The 14,632-nt window shown below is 63.6% G+C and carries 17 protein-coding genes; 5 read left to right on the forward strand and 12 right to left on the reverse strand.

What is annotated here, in order from left to right:
- Positions 1-132 precede the first annotated feature (132 nt).
- The 3 genes from QA640_RS25655 to pdhA are packed head-to-tail and all read right to left on the reverse strand — an operon-like array spanning position 133 to position 3,316.
- On the reverse strand, positions 133-1,233 hold the full coding sequence (locus QA640_RS25655) for a dihydrolipoamide acetyltransferase family protein (RefSeq protein WP_283035706.1): 1,101 nt from the start codon (positions 1,231-1,233) through the stop codon (positions 133-135).
- Positions 1,234-1,245: 12 nt separating this feature from the next.
- The gene (locus QA640_RS25660) at positions 1,246-2,226 is read right to left on the reverse strand and encodes an alpha-ketoacid dehydrogenase subunit beta (RefSeq protein ID WP_283035707.1); all 981 of its coding nucleotides are present in this window, start codon (positions 2,224-2,226) and stop codon (positions 1,246-1,248) included.
- On the reverse strand, positions 2,219-3,316 hold the full coding sequence (pdhA, locus tag QA640_RS25665; RefSeq protein ID WP_283035708.1) for a pyruvate dehydrogenase (acetyl-transferring) E1 component subunit alpha: 1,098 nt from the start codon (positions 3,314-3,316) through the stop codon (positions 2,219-2,221). Before pdhA ends, QA640_RS25660 begins: the two co-directional genes overlap by 8 nt.
- Positions 3,317-3,497: 181 nt before the next feature.
- On the opposite strand from pdhA, the gene QA640_RS25670 reads away from it, so the two are divergent.
- Positions 3,498-3,716 carry a hypothetical protein gene (locus tag QA640_RS25670; RefSeq protein WP_283035709.1) on the forward strand — a complete coding sequence of 73 codons (219 nt, stop codon included), beginning with the start codon at positions 3,498-3,500 and terminating at the stop codon, positions 3,714-3,716.
- Between the two features lie 109 nt (positions 3,717-3,825).
- Here QA640_RS25670 and QA640_RS25675 read toward each other — a convergent pair whose 3' ends face one another.
- The gene (locus tag QA640_RS25675; RefSeq protein ID WP_283035710.1) at positions 3,826-4,599 is read right to left on the reverse strand and encodes a gamma-glutamyl-gamma-aminobutyrate hydrolase family protein; all 774 of its coding nucleotides are present in this window, start codon (positions 4,597-4,599) and stop codon (positions 3,826-3,828) included.
- Between the two features lie 319 nt (positions 4,600-4,918).
- Here QA640_RS25675 and QA640_RS25680 point away from each other — a divergent pair, with 319 nt between their 5' ends.
- A complete protein-coding gene (locus tag QA640_RS25680; protein ID WP_283035711.1) occupies positions 4,919-6,049 on the forward strand; it encodes an AI-2E family transporter in 1,131 nt (376 codons plus the stop codon).
- A 6-nt stretch (positions 6,050-6,055) separates the two neighbouring features.
- On the opposite strand, the gene QA640_RS25685 is transcribed toward QA640_RS25680, so the two are convergent.
- From QA640_RS25685 to QA640_RS25710, 6 genes are all read right to left on the reverse strand, one after another.
- Complete coding sequence (locus tag QA640_RS25685) at positions 6,056-6,355, reverse strand: antibiotic biosynthesis monooxygenase family protein (RefSeq protein ID WP_254095619.1); 300 nt, start codon at positions 6,353-6,355, stop codon at positions 6,056-6,058.
- A gap of 100 nt (positions 6,356-6,455) precedes the next feature.
- Complete coding sequence (locus QA640_RS25690; RefSeq protein ID WP_283035712.1) at positions 6,456-6,692, reverse strand: hypothetical protein; 237 nt, start codon at positions 6,690-6,692, stop codon at positions 6,456-6,458.
- A 59-nt stretch (positions 6,693-6,751) separates the two neighbouring features.
- Complete coding sequence (locus QA640_RS25695; protein ID WP_283035713.1) at positions 6,752-7,966, reverse strand: GGDEF domain-containing protein; 1,215 nt, start codon at positions 7,964-7,966, stop codon at positions 6,752-6,754.
- A 225-nt stretch (positions 7,967-8,191) separates the two neighbouring features.
- Entirely contained in the window at positions 8,192-8,668 is a 477-nt protein-coding gene (rpsI, locus tag QA640_RS25700) for a 30S ribosomal protein S9 (RefSeq protein WP_283035714.1), read from the reverse strand.
- A gap of 1 nt (position 8,669) precedes the next feature.
- On the reverse strand, positions 8,670-9,134 hold the full coding sequence (gene rplM, locus QA640_RS25705) for a 50S ribosomal protein L13 (protein ID WP_283035715.1): 465 nt from the start codon (positions 9,132-9,134) through the stop codon (positions 8,670-8,672).
- A 158-nt stretch (positions 9,135-9,292) separates the two neighbouring features.
- Positions 9,293-9,721 (reverse strand): PaaI family thioesterase, encoded by a 429-nt coding sequence (locus QA640_RS25710; protein WP_283035716.1) that lies wholly within the window; start codon positions 9,719-9,721, stop codon positions 9,293-9,295.
- An 84-nt stretch (positions 9,722-9,805) separates the two neighbouring features.
- Here QA640_RS25710 and QA640_RS25715 point away from each other — a divergent pair, with 84 nt between their 5' ends.
- The 3 genes from QA640_RS25715 to QA640_RS25725 all read left to right on the forward strand — a co-directional run bounded on the left by QA640_RS25715 (position 9,806) and on the right by QA640_RS25725 (position 12,748).
- A complete protein-coding gene (locus QA640_RS25715) occupies positions 9,806-10,630 on the forward strand; it encodes an enoyl-CoA hydratase (protein WP_283035717.1) in 825 nt (274 codons plus the stop codon).
- Between the two features lie 101 nt (positions 10,631-10,731).
- Positions 10,732-11,316, forward strand: a complete 585-nt coding sequence (locus QA640_RS25720; protein WP_283035718.1) for a CoA-binding protein — start codon at positions 10,732-10,734, stop codon at positions 11,314-11,316.
- A gap of 151 nt (positions 11,317-11,467) precedes the next feature.
- Positions 11,468-12,748 carry an O-acetylhomoserine aminocarboxypropyltransferase gene (locus QA640_RS25725; protein ID WP_283035719.1) on the forward strand — a complete coding sequence of 427 codons (1,281 nt, stop codon included), beginning with the start codon at positions 11,468-11,470 and terminating at the stop codon, positions 12,746-12,748.
- A 118-nt stretch (positions 12,749-12,866) separates the two neighbouring features.
- Here the strand turns inward: QA640_RS25725 and QA640_RS25730 are convergent, their stop codons facing one another.
- On the reverse strand, positions 12,867-13,715 hold the full coding sequence (locus QA640_RS25730; protein ID WP_283035720.1) for an amino acid racemase: 849 nt from the start codon (positions 13,713-13,715) through the stop codon (positions 12,867-12,869).
- Positions 13,655-14,557: a LysR family transcriptional regulator gene (locus QA640_RS25735; RefSeq protein ID WP_283035721.1), complete on the reverse strand. Its 903-nt coding sequence runs from the start codon at positions 14,555-14,557 to the stop codon at positions 13,655-13,657. The genes QA640_RS25730 and QA640_RS25735 overlap by 61 nt, the downstream gene beginning before the upstream one ends.
- Between the last annotated feature and the right edge of the window lie 75 nt (positions 14,558-14,632).

The following is a 14,632-nucleotide window of genomic DNA, read 5'->3' on the forward strand; positions in this document are numbered from 1 at the left end:
CATATGGCGTTCCATTCCGGAACCTCAACGCCCAGCATTTCGGAATTGGGGACCATGCGGATCGTTGTGCAGTGCGATGGCTTCAATTTGGCCGAAAGAGCCTTCCTGCGAGCGCTACGCAGATCGCGCGGTTCATGACGCCTGCTCGAGGTCCGACCTGAGTGCAACGAGGAAGCGCGCAGCTTCGCCACCGGTCACGACGCGATGGTCGAAGGTGAGCGACAATGGCAGGAGTCGCCTGATCGCGAGCTGGCCGCGATGCGCGACCGCCCGCTGCGAGATCCGGCCGGCCCCTACGATTGCAGCCTGCGGCGGCACAATGATCAGATTGGCGAACCGACCTCCGATCATTCCGAAGTTCGACAGAGTAATCGTCGCACCGCGCAGCTCTTCCGGAGGTATCGCGCGTGCGATGGCGTCCGCTCGCAGACGATCGAGGCCGGCCCGCAAGTCGGATACCTCGCGCGCGGCGATGTTGCGCAGCACGGGAACGATGAGGCCTCCCTCGGTATCGACGGCGATGCCAAGATCGACGCGATCGATCAGCCGCCGTTGCCCCGTGCCGGAATCGTACCACGCATTGAGTGCGGGGGCGGCTCTGCAGGCAGCCGCGATCGCCCGCGCGAGTCGGATCGTCACGTCCTCGCCCTGCCGCCAATCGTCGATGTCGGCTTCATCGGTGACAGTCGCGGGGACGATCTCGGCATGGGATGCCGCCATGCGTTGCGCCATGGCGCGCCGCATCCCGCGCAGCGGCTCCGCAGGTCCCGTGTCGGACGTCCCCTTCGCAGCCCGTTCGACGTCGAGTCGCGTGATGGTTCCGTCGGGGCCTGTGCCCTCGACGAGTTCGAGCGCGACGCCAAGCTTTTGCGCGAGCGCGCGTACCGCGGGGAATACTTGAGGCTGCTGTCGGGCCGGTTGCGCACCAGCGATCGTTGCCGCCCGCGCGGTTTCGCCGCCGCCGAGCTCGCCAACAATGGTGCCAGTGTCCTGTTCGGCGCCCTCGGCAAATTCGACCAACGGCGTGCCGACTTTCACGATATCGCCCTTGGCGCCAAACACGCGCGCGATACGCCCGCTCGACGGCGACGGAATCTCAACGACCGCCTTGTCGGTCTCGACCGAAAGCAGCGGTTGATCGGTGACGACGTGATCGCCTTCGCCGACATACCAGCTGACGATCTCCGCCTCCTCGAGGCCTTCTCCCAGATCCGGCAGCGTGAACTGACGCATGGGCCCCAAAACCTAGCTGAACTGGCAGACCTTGCGCGCCGCGGTCATGATGCGTTCGACCGAGGGCATGTAGTATTGCTCGAGGCGAGCCATCGGGACGACGGTATCGTAGCCGGTGACGCGGGTGACGGGCGCAAGCAGTGAGGACAGGCGACGTTCGGCGATCGTCGCAGCGATCTCGGCGCCAAATCCGCCAGTGCGAGCCGCCTCGTGCACGATGACGCAGCGACCGGTCTTTGCGACCGAACCGAGTACGGTGTCTTCATCGTAAGGCTTGAGCGTAGCAAGATCGATGACCTCGGCGGCGATGCCTTCACTCGCCAGCGCATCGGCCGCAGCCATGGTCTCCTTCAGCATGGCGCCCCAACTGATCAGCGTGAGGTCGCGCCCCTCCCTCAGGACAAAGGCGACATCCAGCGGCAAGGCTTCGCCATTGTCTTCCACCTCGCCTTTGGCCGAGCGGTACAGGCGCGTCGGCTCCAGAAATACCACGGGATCGGGATCTCGGATGGCGGCAAGCAGCAGTCCATAGGCGCGTTCCGGCGACGACGGCATGACGACGCGCAAGCCGGGAATATGGGCGAGCATCGCCTCGGTGCTTTCGGAATGATGCTCGGGTGCGCGGATGCCGGCCCCGTGCGGCGTGCGCAGAACCATTGGACAGGTGAGCCGTCCTTGCGTCCGGTTGCGCAGTCGCGACGCATGATTCACCAACTGGTCGATGCAGGGGTAGATGAATCCCATGAACTGGATCTCGCCCACGGGTTTCAGCCCCTGCGCAGCCATGCCGACGCAGAGCCCGCTGATCAGTAGCTCGGCCAGGGGCGTGTCGAGGACGCGTTCCGCGCCAAAACGCTTCTGCAGGCCCGCGGTCGCGCGAAAGACGCCTCCATTGACGCCGACATCTTCGCCAAGCACGACAACGTCGGGATCATCCTGCATCGCGCGTCCGAGCGCCAGGTTGATGGCTTCCACCAACGTCGCCTCAGGCATCGCGCTCTCCCACGAGTTCGCGGCGTTGCGCGGCATAGACCTCGGGCAGATCGGCATAGAGGTGATCGAACATTGTTTCCGGCTCGCGCGGCGCCGTTGCCAGATAGCGTTCGGCCGCCGCCTCGACGTGCTCATGGCAGTCGGCGGCGAGTTGCTCCTCCTGCGCCTTGCCCCACATCTTCTGGGCGACGAGATAAGCCCGCAGCCGGGCGATCGGCTCCTCCTTCCAACGCGCCTGGACTTCCTCGGCCAAACGGTAGCGCGCTGCGTCGTCGGAGGTCGTATGATCACCGAGGCGGTAGGTGACCGCCTCGATCAAGCGGGGACCATTGCCCTCCCGAGCCGCAACAATGGCCTCTTCGGCAGCGGCCCGCATCGCCACCACGTCGCTGCCGTCGACCTGCTCACCGGCGAAGCCTGCGGCGATCGCCTTTTGTGCCAGCGTTTCGCAAGCCGTCTGCAGACGGAGTGGTACAGAAATGGCCCATTGATTGTTGGCCACCACAAAGACGAGCGGCAGTTTGTGTACGCCGGCGAAGTTCATTGCTTCGTAGACGTCACCTTTCGAGGTGGCGCCATCGCCGAAGAGGCAGACGGCGACGCGCGGTTCCTTGCGCAGCTTGAGGGCGTAGGCGACCCCGGCGGCATGCGGCGCCTGGGAGCCGACCGGAACGCAGAATGGGAAATCGTGAATCGGTCCTGAAAACCGGTTGCCGCGTTCGTCGCCACCCCAGAACAGGAGGATTTCCTCCAATTTCACGCCACGCCAGAGCAGCGCGCCATTGTCGCGATAGGACGGCAACAGCACATCCTCTTCCCGCATCGCACTGGCTACCCCGACCGATACAGCCTCCTGACCAAGCGAAACGGCATAAGTCCCGAGCCGGCCAGTGCGCTGCAACGCAACAGCCTTTCGGTCGAACAGGCGCAGCAGCACCATCGATCGGTAAAGCGCGATCAGGAGCTTGGCGTCGGAGGCGAAGGCAGGAAGCGGCCGCTGGATCGAGCCGTCCGGCGCGAGGTAATTGCGACGAAGCACCTCGAAGCGCGCGATGACAGGCAAATCCTGGCTGACCCTTCGGCTGGCCACGCTCTCACTCCCGGAGCGATTGTGCCTTCTACAACTCAGTCAGGTGGTGTTTGTGCCTACACGATGCAATACTTCCAGAGGATTAGCTCCAGCGCGGCTGGTCGCTGCCGCACCGCCACTTTGGTGATGATCGATCGATACGATCGATGGAAACGAGGTTGTAACGGAGGTATAGGAGACCATGGCGAATGGTCAGGTTGTGCTGGTGACAACTGAGCCTTTGGGCGGCGGCGCGCCCGTCCGCTCGGTTTTCTTTGTGGCCGAAGGAGATCCGGCGAAGGCCACCTCAATCATCGCCGCCATGATGGCCCCGAATGAGCGGGTCGAAGCATATGGACCGCTTCCGGAGGTCGCTGTTAAGGCGCTCGGACTGAGACCCGGCGATTTCACCCACGGCTGACGCCCAGTCATCGCCACGGATCGCCGCCTCGATAGCGATTCCAATGATCGCTCAACCCATCCCGCCCGCTCATCAAACGGCGCATGCCTTCTCCGCCGCACTTTGCGCGTTACGCCGTCGCCCGCTGCCGTGCCAAGAGCGCCTCGCCGAACGCCTGAAAGATCTTACGGTTGATCGGATTGCGCTGCGGGTCGTATTCGGCGTGCCATTGCACGCCGAGCGCAAAGGCCGGTGCTTCGGCGATACGGATCGCCTCGATGGTGCCGTCCTCGGCGACGCCTTCGATCAGGACGCGCTTGCCCGGCTCCAGAATGCCCTGACCGTGCAGCGAATTGACCTTGATCTTCTCGCAGCCGAGAATTTTGGCGAAGGCGCCGCCCGGGGTGAGATCGACCTCGTGGCGGTCAGCGAACACGACGGTGGGATCAGGATGGATCTCACCGTTCTCAAGCCTTGGCATGCGGTGGTTCATGCGGCCGGGCAATTCGCGGATCTCGGGGTGCAGCGAGCCGCCGAAGGCGACGTTCATCTCCTGAAGGCCGCGGCAAATGCCGAACAGCGGGATGCCGCGGGCGACGCAGGCGAGCGAGAGCGCCAGCGCGACCTCGTCGCGATGGATGTCGTAGGGCTCATGCTTCTGGCACGGATCGACGTTGAAGCGCGTGGGGTGGACGTTGGCACGGGCGCCGGTGAGCACGATGCCATCGACGCAATCGAGCAGCGCACCGATATCGGTGATGTCGGGCGAACCCGCAAACATCAGCGGCAAGCCGCCGGAGACCTCGGCCACGGCGCGCAAGTTTCGCTCGCCGACCATCTGGACCTGAAATCGATTTTCGACGCGATGGGAATTCCCGATCACGCCGACGACCGGCTTTTTCATCTCCCGTTCCGACCTCCCCGCCGAGAAGATTCTCCAAACATGCCCATCGGATGGAACATTTTCAACCGAAGGGATCGCGGGACGGCAATGCTATTTTCGCCTGAATGCCCACTGGACGCGCAATTGAGGCTCCAACCGCCCCGATCCGTGCCGCGGGCCGAGCCTTGGCGGCTCGAGGGGACCGTTCGCAGGGCCCAGCCATGGTCCTGGACGCGTCAAACCGGCAAGCGGGTACGAACCGGCAAGCGGGTACCGGCTTGATCCGCGGTGGGATTTCGCGAAAGAGTGCCGTGCACGCAGTCCGCGCAAAGGAAACCATGTGACGATGCCCGCAGATGAACGATCCCGGACCCGTAACGATCTGGCCTGGGCGATCGCGGTCGGCGGCATCGGTATCGTGCTGTTTGCAGCAGTCATGGTCTTCACATGGTATTTCGCCGCAACGCTGCTCTTGATCTTCACGGGCATGCTGCTCGGCGTCGGTCTCAACGCGCTGACCAACGCGCTCGGACGCCATGTCGGCCTGCCGCATCCGTTCCGGCTTGGGATCGTCTGCATCGTGCTCGCGGTGATGCTCGCGGGCGTGGCCTATCTTGGCGGCGCGACCATCGCCGAGCAGGCCTCGGCGCTCAGCAATACCATCAAGGCGCAGCTCGTCACCGTCAAAGCCTTCCTCGAGAGCCATGGCATCGACACCAGCTTCTTCGACATCGGCAACGCTCCCTCCGCGAACGCGACGCCGTCCGGCTCGGAAACGGCGCCAAGCGCGTCAACCCCGCACCCCGGCCTTCCCGGTGCCGGTGCGCTGGCCTCCAGCGGCGGTGCAATCGTGAGCCAGACCCTCAAGCTGCTGCTCGGCACGATCAGCGCCGTCGGCAACTTCTTCATCGTGCTGTTCTTAGGGTTGGCCTTCGCGGCGCAGCCCAGCGTCTATCACGATGGGCTTCTGTTCATCGCACCGGCCAGGCATCGCCCGCTTGCCACCGTCCTCATCGACCGCATCAGCGAGACGCTGGAGCGCTGGCTGATCGCGCAGATCATCGTCATGGTTGCGGTCGGCGTGGTGACCTGGATCGGGCTTGCCATCATCGGCATCCCCGGCTCGTTCATCCTGGGGATTCAGGCGGGTCTGCTCGCCTTCATCCCGACCGTCGGCGCCATCATCGCCGGCGTGATCGTGGTGCTGGCGAGCATCGCGTCAGGCTGGGTCGCCGCGCTCTCCGCCCTGATCCTGTTTCTCGGCGTCCACGCGATGGAGAGCTATGTGCTGACGCCGATCCTGCAGCGACAGGCGCTCGACATTCCACCGGCCACGCTGTTCGCGTTCCAGATCCTGCTCGGCGTCGTCTTCGGCATCTGGGGCCTGGCGCTGGCGCTCCCGCTGGTCGCCATCGCCAAGGTCTTGCTCGATCATTTCAAGAGCTACGACGCGCCGGCCGCGGCGGCGTGAGGCAGCTCAGGCCGTCGTCACCACCGTATTGGTATGCTCGACCTCGGGCGGTGCGGCAAAATACTGACCGACGAGGCCGCGCCATTCGGTGAAATTCTCCGAGCCGCGGAAGTCGACGGTGTGGTTCTCCAGCGTCTCCCACTTCACCATCAACCGGTAGCGCTGCGGCTTCTCGATCGACTTGTGCAGTTCGAAGCCGTGAAAGCCCTTGGAGCGGCCGAACGCGGCCTTGGCCTTGGCCACCGCCGCCTCGAAATCCTTCTCGGTGCCCGGCTTGACGTCGATTTGCGCGATCTCGGTAATCATTGTTTCCACCCCTTCTTGTTGACAGGCGTATCTAGCGCAGCCCGCCAAAAAGAAAAAGCCGCCGATCCGGCGCCCTGGTCGATCAAGAGGCCCGGCTCTCTCAACCGAGCAACAAGACCGCAGCTGCAACCGTTGCCGCGCAAGCCGCAAAGAGGATCAGGGACCAGAGACCACGGTTCTGCGCGTAGCGCCCCTGGGCACGGCGCTCGGTGATCAGCGCCATCTCATATTCATCCGACGTCGAGAAGATGCAGGCGAAGCCGCCGCGCGCGGATGCCGCGGCCGCTTCGAGCGACACCAGAGCGGCTTGCGAGGTCTGTTGGCGGATCGACTCCATCACCACGATGGTAGGGCGCTGATGGTAAACACCGCCTTACCGGTGGGCCCTGTCGCAACCTACGCCGTCACAGCCCGCGGCACCGGCGGCCGCGCGGCAGTCTGGCGGCGCCAGTTCTCCAGCGACAGCGGCAGCTCTTCAGCGGCCTCGACGCGATTGCGGCCGCCGCGCTTGGCCTGATAGAGCGCGGTGTCGGCGGCGGCCAGCAGCACCTCGAGCTCGGTGCCGGCCGGACCACCGGCAACCCCGATGCTGACGGTGGTGTCCACCGGGCCCTCCTCGACGACGATGCCCGAAGTCTCGAACGCCTCGCGCACGCGCTCGGCGACCAGCACGCCCTCCTCCAGCGAGCACGGCAACAGCGCCGCGAACTCCTCGCCGCCGATCCGGCCCGACAGGTCGGAGATGCGCAGATTGGTGGTCACGACGGTCGAGAACAGCTTGAGCATCTCGTCGCCCGCCGGATGGCCGAAGCGGTCGTTGATCGACTTGAAGTGGTCGATGTCGAAGATCATGACGGTCACGGGCCGCCCTGCCTTGGCCTCGCGCTCGATGACGCGCGAGCAGGCTTCCGCAAAGCCGCGCCGGTTGAACATTCCGGTCAGCGGATCCATCGATGCAGCGGTCTTGTGCGCAGTCACCGTGCGCTCGGACACCAGCATGAAGATCACGAACACGGTGCCGACGGCGTAGAGGATGAGCTCGACCGCAAACACGGTGACCCAGATGCTGGTGGAGAACTGCGGATCGTTCGGCCGCAGCAAGCTGCCGATCAGGACCGGCATCATCAGCACGCACCCATGCATGATCGGCACGGCGAAGACTGGCCAGCCTCGTTGCAGGCTCTTGCGCCGCTCGGACCAGAGCTCGCCCGCGGTCAACGCTGCGTAGCCCGAGACGATGCCGGCGCCGATCAACATGCGCAGCGTCGCGGCGGCCGGATCGAGCAGCGTCACCGCCGCAGCCCAGCCGAACGCACCGAAGAGAAGTCCGGGCCAGTTCGGCTTGCGGCCGTGGAAGATGCGTGCGGCGTTCCAGACCATGCCGCAGGCGATGAAGCCGACGGCGTTCAGCGCGAGATAGAGCTGCGCGCCGAGCTTGTCACCGGCGGCCGTCCAGAGCGCGACTGAGGCCGCGCCGAAGAGATAGGCGGTGCCCCACCATTTCAGCGCCGGGCTTTTCTCCTGCGTGCCGAAGAACACCATCATGGCGCCGAGCAGTGCGGCGACCATGGTGGCAACCAGATATAGCGTGATGCTATCGAGCGACATCATGTCAGCCCCCTTTGAAACCAAGCCGTTACGCGATCAGCCCGATCGCGCGTCCTTCCGATTGCGACGCTAGGTCCCGCGAGTTCCATTCAGGTTTTCATGCGGACGCAACTTTTCGGAAAAACACCGGCTCAATTTGCATACAAACGAGCAACAAAAAGGGCGCTGAAATCAGCGCCCTTTTGCATTTCATTGAAGCCGCTTTCGCGACGAATTTTACCGAAGCGGTTAGCGCTTGGAGAATTGGAAGGACCGGCGGGCCTTCGCCTTACCGTACTTCTTGCGCTCGACCACGCGGGAGTCGCGGGTCAGGAAGCCGCCCTTCTTGAGCACGCCGCGCAGCTCCGGCTCGAAATGCGTCAGCGCCTTCGAGATGCCGTGGCGGACGGCGCCGGCCTGACCGGAGAGACCGCCGCCGGCGACGGTGCAGATCACGTCGTACTGGCCATTGCGTTGCGCAGCGACCAGCGGCTGCTGGATCATCATGCGCAGCACGGGGCGGGCGAAATAGACCTCGACCTCGCGCGAGTTGACCATGATCTTGCCGGCGCCCGGCTTGATCCACACGCGGGCGACCGCGTCCTTGCGCTTGCCGGTGGCATAGGCGCGGTTGAGCTTGTCGACCTTCTTCTCGTGCTTGGGCGCCTCGGGCGCGGCCGTCTTGAGCTGCGCGAGCTGGTCGAGCGACTGGATGGTTTCGGCCATGTTATGCGGCCCTCGTGTTCTTGCGGTTCAACTTGGCGATGTCGAGCTTCTCGGGGCTCTGCGCCTCGTGCGGATGATCGGCGCCGCCATAGACTCGGAGGTTGCCCATCTGGACGCGACCGAGCGGACCGCGGGGGATCATGCGCTCGACGGCCTTCTCGAGCACGCGCTCGGGATGACGGCCCTCGAGGATCTGGCGCGCGGTGCGCTCCTTGACGTGGCCGACATAGCCGGTGTGCTTGTAATAGGTCTTCTGCTCACGCTTGCGGCCGGTCAGGACCGCGTGCGCAGCATTGATGATGATGACGTTGTCGCCGCAATCAACGTGCGGGGTGTAGGTCGGGAGGTGCTTGCCGCGCAGCCGCATGGCGACGATGGTGGCGAGACGGCCGACAACCAGACCCTTGGCGTCGATCAACACCCACTTCTTCGTCACCTCGGCGGGCTTTGCCGAAAAGGTTTTCATGTTTGAATTTCCGTGGACGGGGAGATGACGGCGCGAACGACGCGCCGGTGTGCGCGGTTTCTAGAGAAGTGACGCGCGCCGGTCAATGCCCACCAAGAGAAATAAACTAAGTAAAATCAATTATTTAAAAATATGGTTCTATATTACCTCAGAAATGTTCAAACATTTGGAATGGAATAGGTCGATGTGACATGGGCGATCGGGTCGGGCGAGGTGCCCGAAAGCAGGTTCACCTCTCCAACCGCCAGACGCTTGCCGAGCTTCAGAAGCCGAGCCTCCGCCAGCACGTCCTGCCCAGGCTGGCCCCTGCGCAGGAAATTGATGTTGAGATTGGTGGTGACCGCGAGCCCGATCGGCCCGATCGCAGACAGCAGCACCACGTACATGGCAAAATCGGCGAGCGCCATCAGCGTCGGCCCCGACACGGTTCCACCCGGCCGCAGCATCCTTTCGCTATAGCGCTGGCGCAGCAGCGAGATCTGCCCGTCGGCACTTTCGATGGTGATGTCGTCGCCGCTGAAGGCCTGGGGGAATTCCCCGCGGAGAAACTGCTCGAGCTCCGTCACGCTCATTTTCGCCAGCGCCATGCCACCCCTCACCCTCGATTCACGTTGCCTGTTACATTAAGTTATCTGCGTCATCCAACTGCAATATCCCAAGCGGAATCTTCAATGTCCGTCCAGCGCGCCCGCACCCCCTCCCCGGAACCGCCGATCCTGCTGCGGGAGATCTTCGGCACCGTCGCCGTGCTCACGCTGAACCGACCGGCCGCACGCAACAGCCTGTCGGAGGCGATGATTGGCCAGCTGCATGCGAGCTTCAACGCGATTGCCGAGGACAAGCGCATCCGCGCCGCTGTCATCGCCGCCAACGGGCCGGCCTTTTCCGCCGGCCACGACCTGAAGGAATTGACTGCGCGCCGCAGCGATCCCGATCGCGGCCGCGCCTATTTCGCAGAGATCATGAATGCCTGCAGCGCGATGATGCAGGCGATCGTGCGTCTGCCCAAGCCCGTGGTCGCTGCCGTCCAGGGGATTGCGACCGCCGCCGGCTGCCAGCTCGTCGCAAGCTGCGATCTTGCGATCGCATCGGAAGCTGCGAGCTTCGCCACGCCCGGCGTCGACATCGGCCTGTTCTGCTCGACGCCGATGGTCGCGCTGTCGCGCAACGTGCCGCGCAAGCAGGCGATGGAAATGCTGCTCACCGGCGAGCCGATCCCGGCTCAGCGTGCGCGAGAGATCGGCCTCGTCAACCGCGTTGTCGCAGCCGGCAGCGAACGCAATGCCGCGATTGCGCTCGCGGAACAGGTCGCGCTGAAATCCGCCTACACCGTCAAGCTCGGCAAGGAGGCCTTCTACCGCCAGGCCGAGATGAGCCTTGCGGATGCCTATCGCTATGCGGCCGAGGTGATGACCGAGAACATGATGGCGCGCGATGCCGAGGAAGGCATCAAGGCCTTCATCGAGAAGCGCACGCCGACATGGGAAGATAAGTGACGACGTCATTGCGAGCGAAGCGAAGCAATCCAGGACTCCCACCACGGTGACAGGCTGGATTGCTTCGTCGCTTCGCTCCTCGCAATGACAAGGAAAAAAGAATGAATCACGACACCTATCCCGACAATTACATCCGCGGCATTCTCAACAGCGTGAAGTCGATCGCGATGGTCGGCGCCTCGCCGGTCAATGTGCGGCCAAGCTATTTTGCATTCAAATATCTGGCGCAGCGAGGCTATGACATGATCCCGGTCAATCCCGGCCATGTCGGCAAGGAGCTCATCGGAAAACCCTTTGTCGCCTCGCTCGCCGACATCGGCCGTCCCGTCGACATGATCGACATCTTCCGCAGCTCCAGCCACATCATGCCCGTGGTGGAGGAAGCCTTGAGGCTCGATCCGCTGCCGAAGGTGATCTGGATGCAGCTTGGCGCACGCGACGATGCAGCCGCGGAGAAGGCCGAGGCCGCCGGTATCAAGGTCGTGATGAACCGCTGTCCCAAGATCGAATATGGCCGGCTGTCCTCGGAGATTTCCTGGATGGGTGTCAATTCGCGCACGCTCAGCTCCAAGCGTCCGCCCGCGCCGACGCAAGGCATGCAATTGTCGCTCAATCGCATGAGCCTCGGTGGCGGTCACACGGCGGCGGCCGATCGCGCGGCCAAGAACAAGACCGAGCAGAACTGATGCATCTGCGAAAAATTCGCTTCGCGAACGCGACAAAGCGAAGCACGGTCGTTTCGAACAAGACCGGATGTGCGCGAGTGCCTTGACGACGACCACCGCCGCGATCAGCATGCCGCGCGTTTTCAGCTGACCCAAGAACAGGACGCCACGAATGAGCGATCGCCTTCCGGGATTTTCGACCCTTGCCGTGCATGCCGGTGCACAGCCCGATCCGACGACCGGTGCGCGCGCAACGCCTATTTATCAAACGACCTCTTTCGTCTTCAACGACGCCGACCACGCGGCCTCGCTATTCGGCCTCCAGTCGTTCGGCAACATCTATACCCGCATCGGCAATCCCACGAATGCAGTGCTCGAGGAGCGTGTCGCAGCGCTCGAAGGCGGTACTGCCGGGCTTGCGGTCGCCTCGGGCCATGCCGCGCAGGTCGTGGTGATGCAGCAATTGCTCCAGCCCGGCGACGAGTTCATCGCCGCGCGAAAGCTCTATGGCGGCTCGATCAACCAGTTCACCCACTCGTTCAAGGGCTTTGGCTGGAACGTGGTATGGGCCGATCCCGATGACATCGCGAGCTTCGAGCGCGCGGTGACGCCGCGCACCAAGGCGATCTTCGTCGAGTCCATCGCCAATCCCGGCGGCAGCATCACCGACATCGAGGCGATCTCCACGGTGGCCCGCAAGGCCGGCGTGCCGCTAATCGTCGACAACACGCTGGCGACGCCCTATCTGATCAAACCGATCGATCACGGTGCCGACATCGTCGTCCACTCGCTGACGAAATTTTTGGGCGGCCATGGCAACTCGATCGGCGGCGTCATCGTCGATGCCGGCACCTTCGACTGGTCGAAGGACGGCAAATATCCGATGCTCTCGGAGCCGCGCCCCGAATATCACGGCATCAAGCTGCACGAGACCTTCGGCAATTTCGCTTTCGCCATCGCCTGCCGCGTGCTCGGCCTGCGCGACCTTGGACCGGCGCTGTCGCCCTTCAATGCGTTCCTCATCCTCACCGGCATCGAGACGCTGCCGCTACGCATGCAGAAGCACTGCGACAATGCTAAGGCGATCGCCGAATTCCTGTCCGGCCATTCCGCCGTGGCGTCAGTGAGCTATGCAGGGCTTGCCGGCGACAAGTACAACCGGCTCGCACGCAAATACGCGCCGAAGGGCGCGGGTGCGGTGTTCACGTTCAGCCTGAAGGGCGGCTATGACGCCGGGGTCAGCCTGGTCTCGAAGCTGACGCTGTTCTCGCACCTCGCCAATGTCGGCGACACCCGCTCGCTGGTGATCCACCCCGCCTCGACCACGCACAGCCAGCTCGACGACGCCGCCAAGGTGAAGTCCGGCGCCGGCCCCGACGTGGTCCGCCTTTCGATCGGCATCGAGGACAAGGAGGACCTGATCGCAGATCTCGAACAGGCGCTGGGCGCTTGATTCGCCTGTGATTGCTAAAGCATGATCCGGAAAAGTGCGAAGCGGTTTTCCCTCGCCACAAACGCGGAGCGTTTGCGCGGAGATCATGCGCAAACAACGACCTAAAGCGCGATGGCGATCATCCTAATTCCATCGCGCTTACGGGGCAGGCCGGTGCACGTCCCGAGCCTCTCGTGTAGGCGTCAACGCAGGCGCGCGACAACGCATCGGTGGCGTCGATCGTGACACCATGCAGATCGTCGCCTGTGGCGTCCAGGGCGACCGGAATCTCCGTGCATGCGAGAATGACGCATCGACACCCCGCCGAGATCAGCATCGACACCTGATCCCTCAGGACCGCGCCGGCTTCGCCGATACGTCCCGCCTTCACCAGACAGATCGCCCGCATCACCTCGTCTTGCCGGTCAGGCGACCGGCATGCAAAGCCGTGCCGGGAGAGCCGATCCTGATAGATCCCCGCCTGGAGCGTGCCCGTGGTCGCGAGGATGCCGATGACCCCTTCCCGCACATTCCTGCTCTTCAGATCGTCAAGCACGGCATCAGCGATATGGAGGATCGGTACCGATGCGGCCTCTTGAAGCGCACCATGCCAATTGTGCGCCGTGTTGCAGGCGATCGCGATGTACGTCGCACCAGCCCTCTCAAGCCGTCGCAGTGCGTCGATCATCGCAGGCAACGGATCCGGCCCCACGCCGACGATGGCCGCGGTCCGGTCCGGAATATTCGAGGCCGAGCACACGAGCATCGGAATATGATGCTGGTCGCGGTCCGCCGATGTGTTCTGGACGATCTTCCGCACGAAGTCGACGGTGGCCAACGGCCCCATGCCACCCAGCACACCAAGCATGTCTCTCTCCTGTTTCCGATCCATCCTGACGGATCCGAAGAGAGGGCGCCAATGCTCGCTCAGAACGTCGTATTCCCGTTCTGCATAACGGTTTCGGCCATCGCTGAGGCGGCGCTCCATACCTGCTCAACGACGGCACGCCGCTTCGTACCGTTCCGGTACAGCCTGATCTGAAGCGGCACCCTCGGGCCGCTTGCAACAACGTCTCCCGCCGCAAGCTCCCGAGCGACGAGACAGTGGGGTACCCATGCCTTTCCATGGCCCGCCAGCACCATGAATTTCAACGCTTCGGCCATCGCGTTCTCGTTGACGTGGACGCTCGCTGCCGCCGGCATTTCGTCCTGGCCCTGCGCGACCGCGGCAATTCGGCCGAGAAATGAGGCCTTCGCATAACCGAGCAGCGGCAACGATCTGGCCTCGTCCTCGGATGACGCGGCACTCCTGATCTGCACAAGTTCATCGCTTCCGAGCACGAGATGCGGATAGAGATCGGTTTCGAGCAGAATCGGCGCGCTCGGATGATGGAATGTCAGGAGAAAATCATATCCGCCTTCGACAAGCGCCTGGAGGCAGTTGTGGAAATCGTCGGGCAGGAGGCGGCTGGCCAGCGGCCCCGTCTGCTTTTCGATCTGTTTGAACCATCCAGGAAAGAACGTGAGGGACAGCGTGTGCAGCGCCGCCACGGAGACGATCTGTGTGCTGGCGCGCGCATTCAGGAGATCTGCACGGCTCGATTTCAGCATGCGGACGGCTTCCTCCGCCGTTTCTCGAAACCGCTTGCCTTCGGCCGTCAAAGTCGTCGGATAGGTGCTACGATCGACCAATGAGACGCCGAGCCACAACTCGAGCGCCTGAATACGGCGGCTGAACGCGGATTGCGTCACGTTCCTCTCCTGGGCCGACCGCGAGAAGCTTCGCGTCTCGGCAAGGCTGATGAAGTCTTCGAGCCACTTCAGTTCCATGGATTCTCCGGACGGCGACAGGCCCGCGCCACGGGCCAACTCCGCCTTATGCATATCACGAATGAGTCGTTCCAA

Origin of the sequence: Bradyrhizobium sp. CB82, from assembly GCF_029714405.1 — a bacterium.
Taxonomy (GTDB): domain Bacteria; phylum Pseudomonadota; class Alphaproteobacteria; order Rhizobiales; family Xanthobacteraceae; genus Bradyrhizobium.

Coding starts and splice junctions, on each gene's coding strand:
- QA640_RS25655 (WP_283035706.1), bottom strand. CDS start 1,233: ATGCGTCAGTTCACGCTGCCGGATCTGGGAGAAGGCCTCGAGGAGGCG.
- QA640_RS25660 (WP_283035707.1), bottom strand. CDS start 2,226: ATGCCTGAGGCGACGTTGGTGGAAGCCATCAACCTGGCGCTCGGACGC.
- QA640_RS25670 (WP_283035709.1), top strand. CDS start 3,498: ATGGCGAATGGTCAGGTTGTGCTGGTGACAACTGAGCCTTTGGGCGGC.
- QA640_RS25675 (WP_283035710.1), bottom strand. CDS start 4,599: ATGAAAAAGCCGGTCGTCGGCGTGATCGGGAATTCCCATCGCGTCGAA.
- QA640_RS25685 (WP_254095619.1), bottom strand. CDS start 6,355: ATGATTACCGAGATCGCGCAAATCGACGTCAAGCCGGGCACCGAGAAG.
- QA640_RS25690 (WP_283035712.1), bottom strand. CDS start 6,692: ATGGAGTCGATCCGCCAACAGACCTCGCAAGCCGCTCTGGTGTCGCTC.
- QA640_RS25695 (WP_283035713.1), bottom strand. CDS start 7,966: ATGATGTCGCTCGATAGCATCACGCTATATCTGGTTGCCACCATGGTC.
- rpsI (WP_283035714.1), bottom strand. CDS start 8,668: ATGGCCGAAACCATCCAGTCGCTCGACCAGCTCGCGCAGCTCAAGACG.
- rplM (WP_283035715.1), bottom strand. CDS start 9,134: ATGAAAACCTTTTCGGCAAAGCCCGCCGAGGTGACGAAGAAGTGGGTG.
- QA640_RS25710 (WP_283035716.1), bottom strand. CDS start 9,721: ATGGCGCTGGCGAAAATGAGCGTGACGGAGCTCGAGCAGTTTCTCCGC.
- QA640_RS25715 (WP_283035717.1), top strand. CDS start 9,806: ATGTCCGTCCAGCGCGCCCGCACCCCCTCCCCGGAACCGCCGATCCTG.
- QA640_RS25720 (WP_283035718.1), top strand. CDS start 10,732: ATGAATCACGACACCTATCCCGACAATTACATCCGCGGCATTCTCAAC.
- QA640_RS25725 (WP_283035719.1), top strand. CDS start 11,468: ATGAGCGATCGCCTTCCGGGATTTTCGACCCTTGCCGTGCATGCCGGT.
- QA640_RS25730 (WP_283035720.1), bottom strand. CDS start 13,715: ATGGAGCGCCGCCTCAGCGATGGCCGAAACCGTTATGCAGAACGGGAA.
- QA640_RS25735 (WP_283035721.1), bottom strand. CDS start 14,557: ATGGAACTGAAGTGGCTCGAAGACTTCATCAGCCTTGCCGAGACGCGA.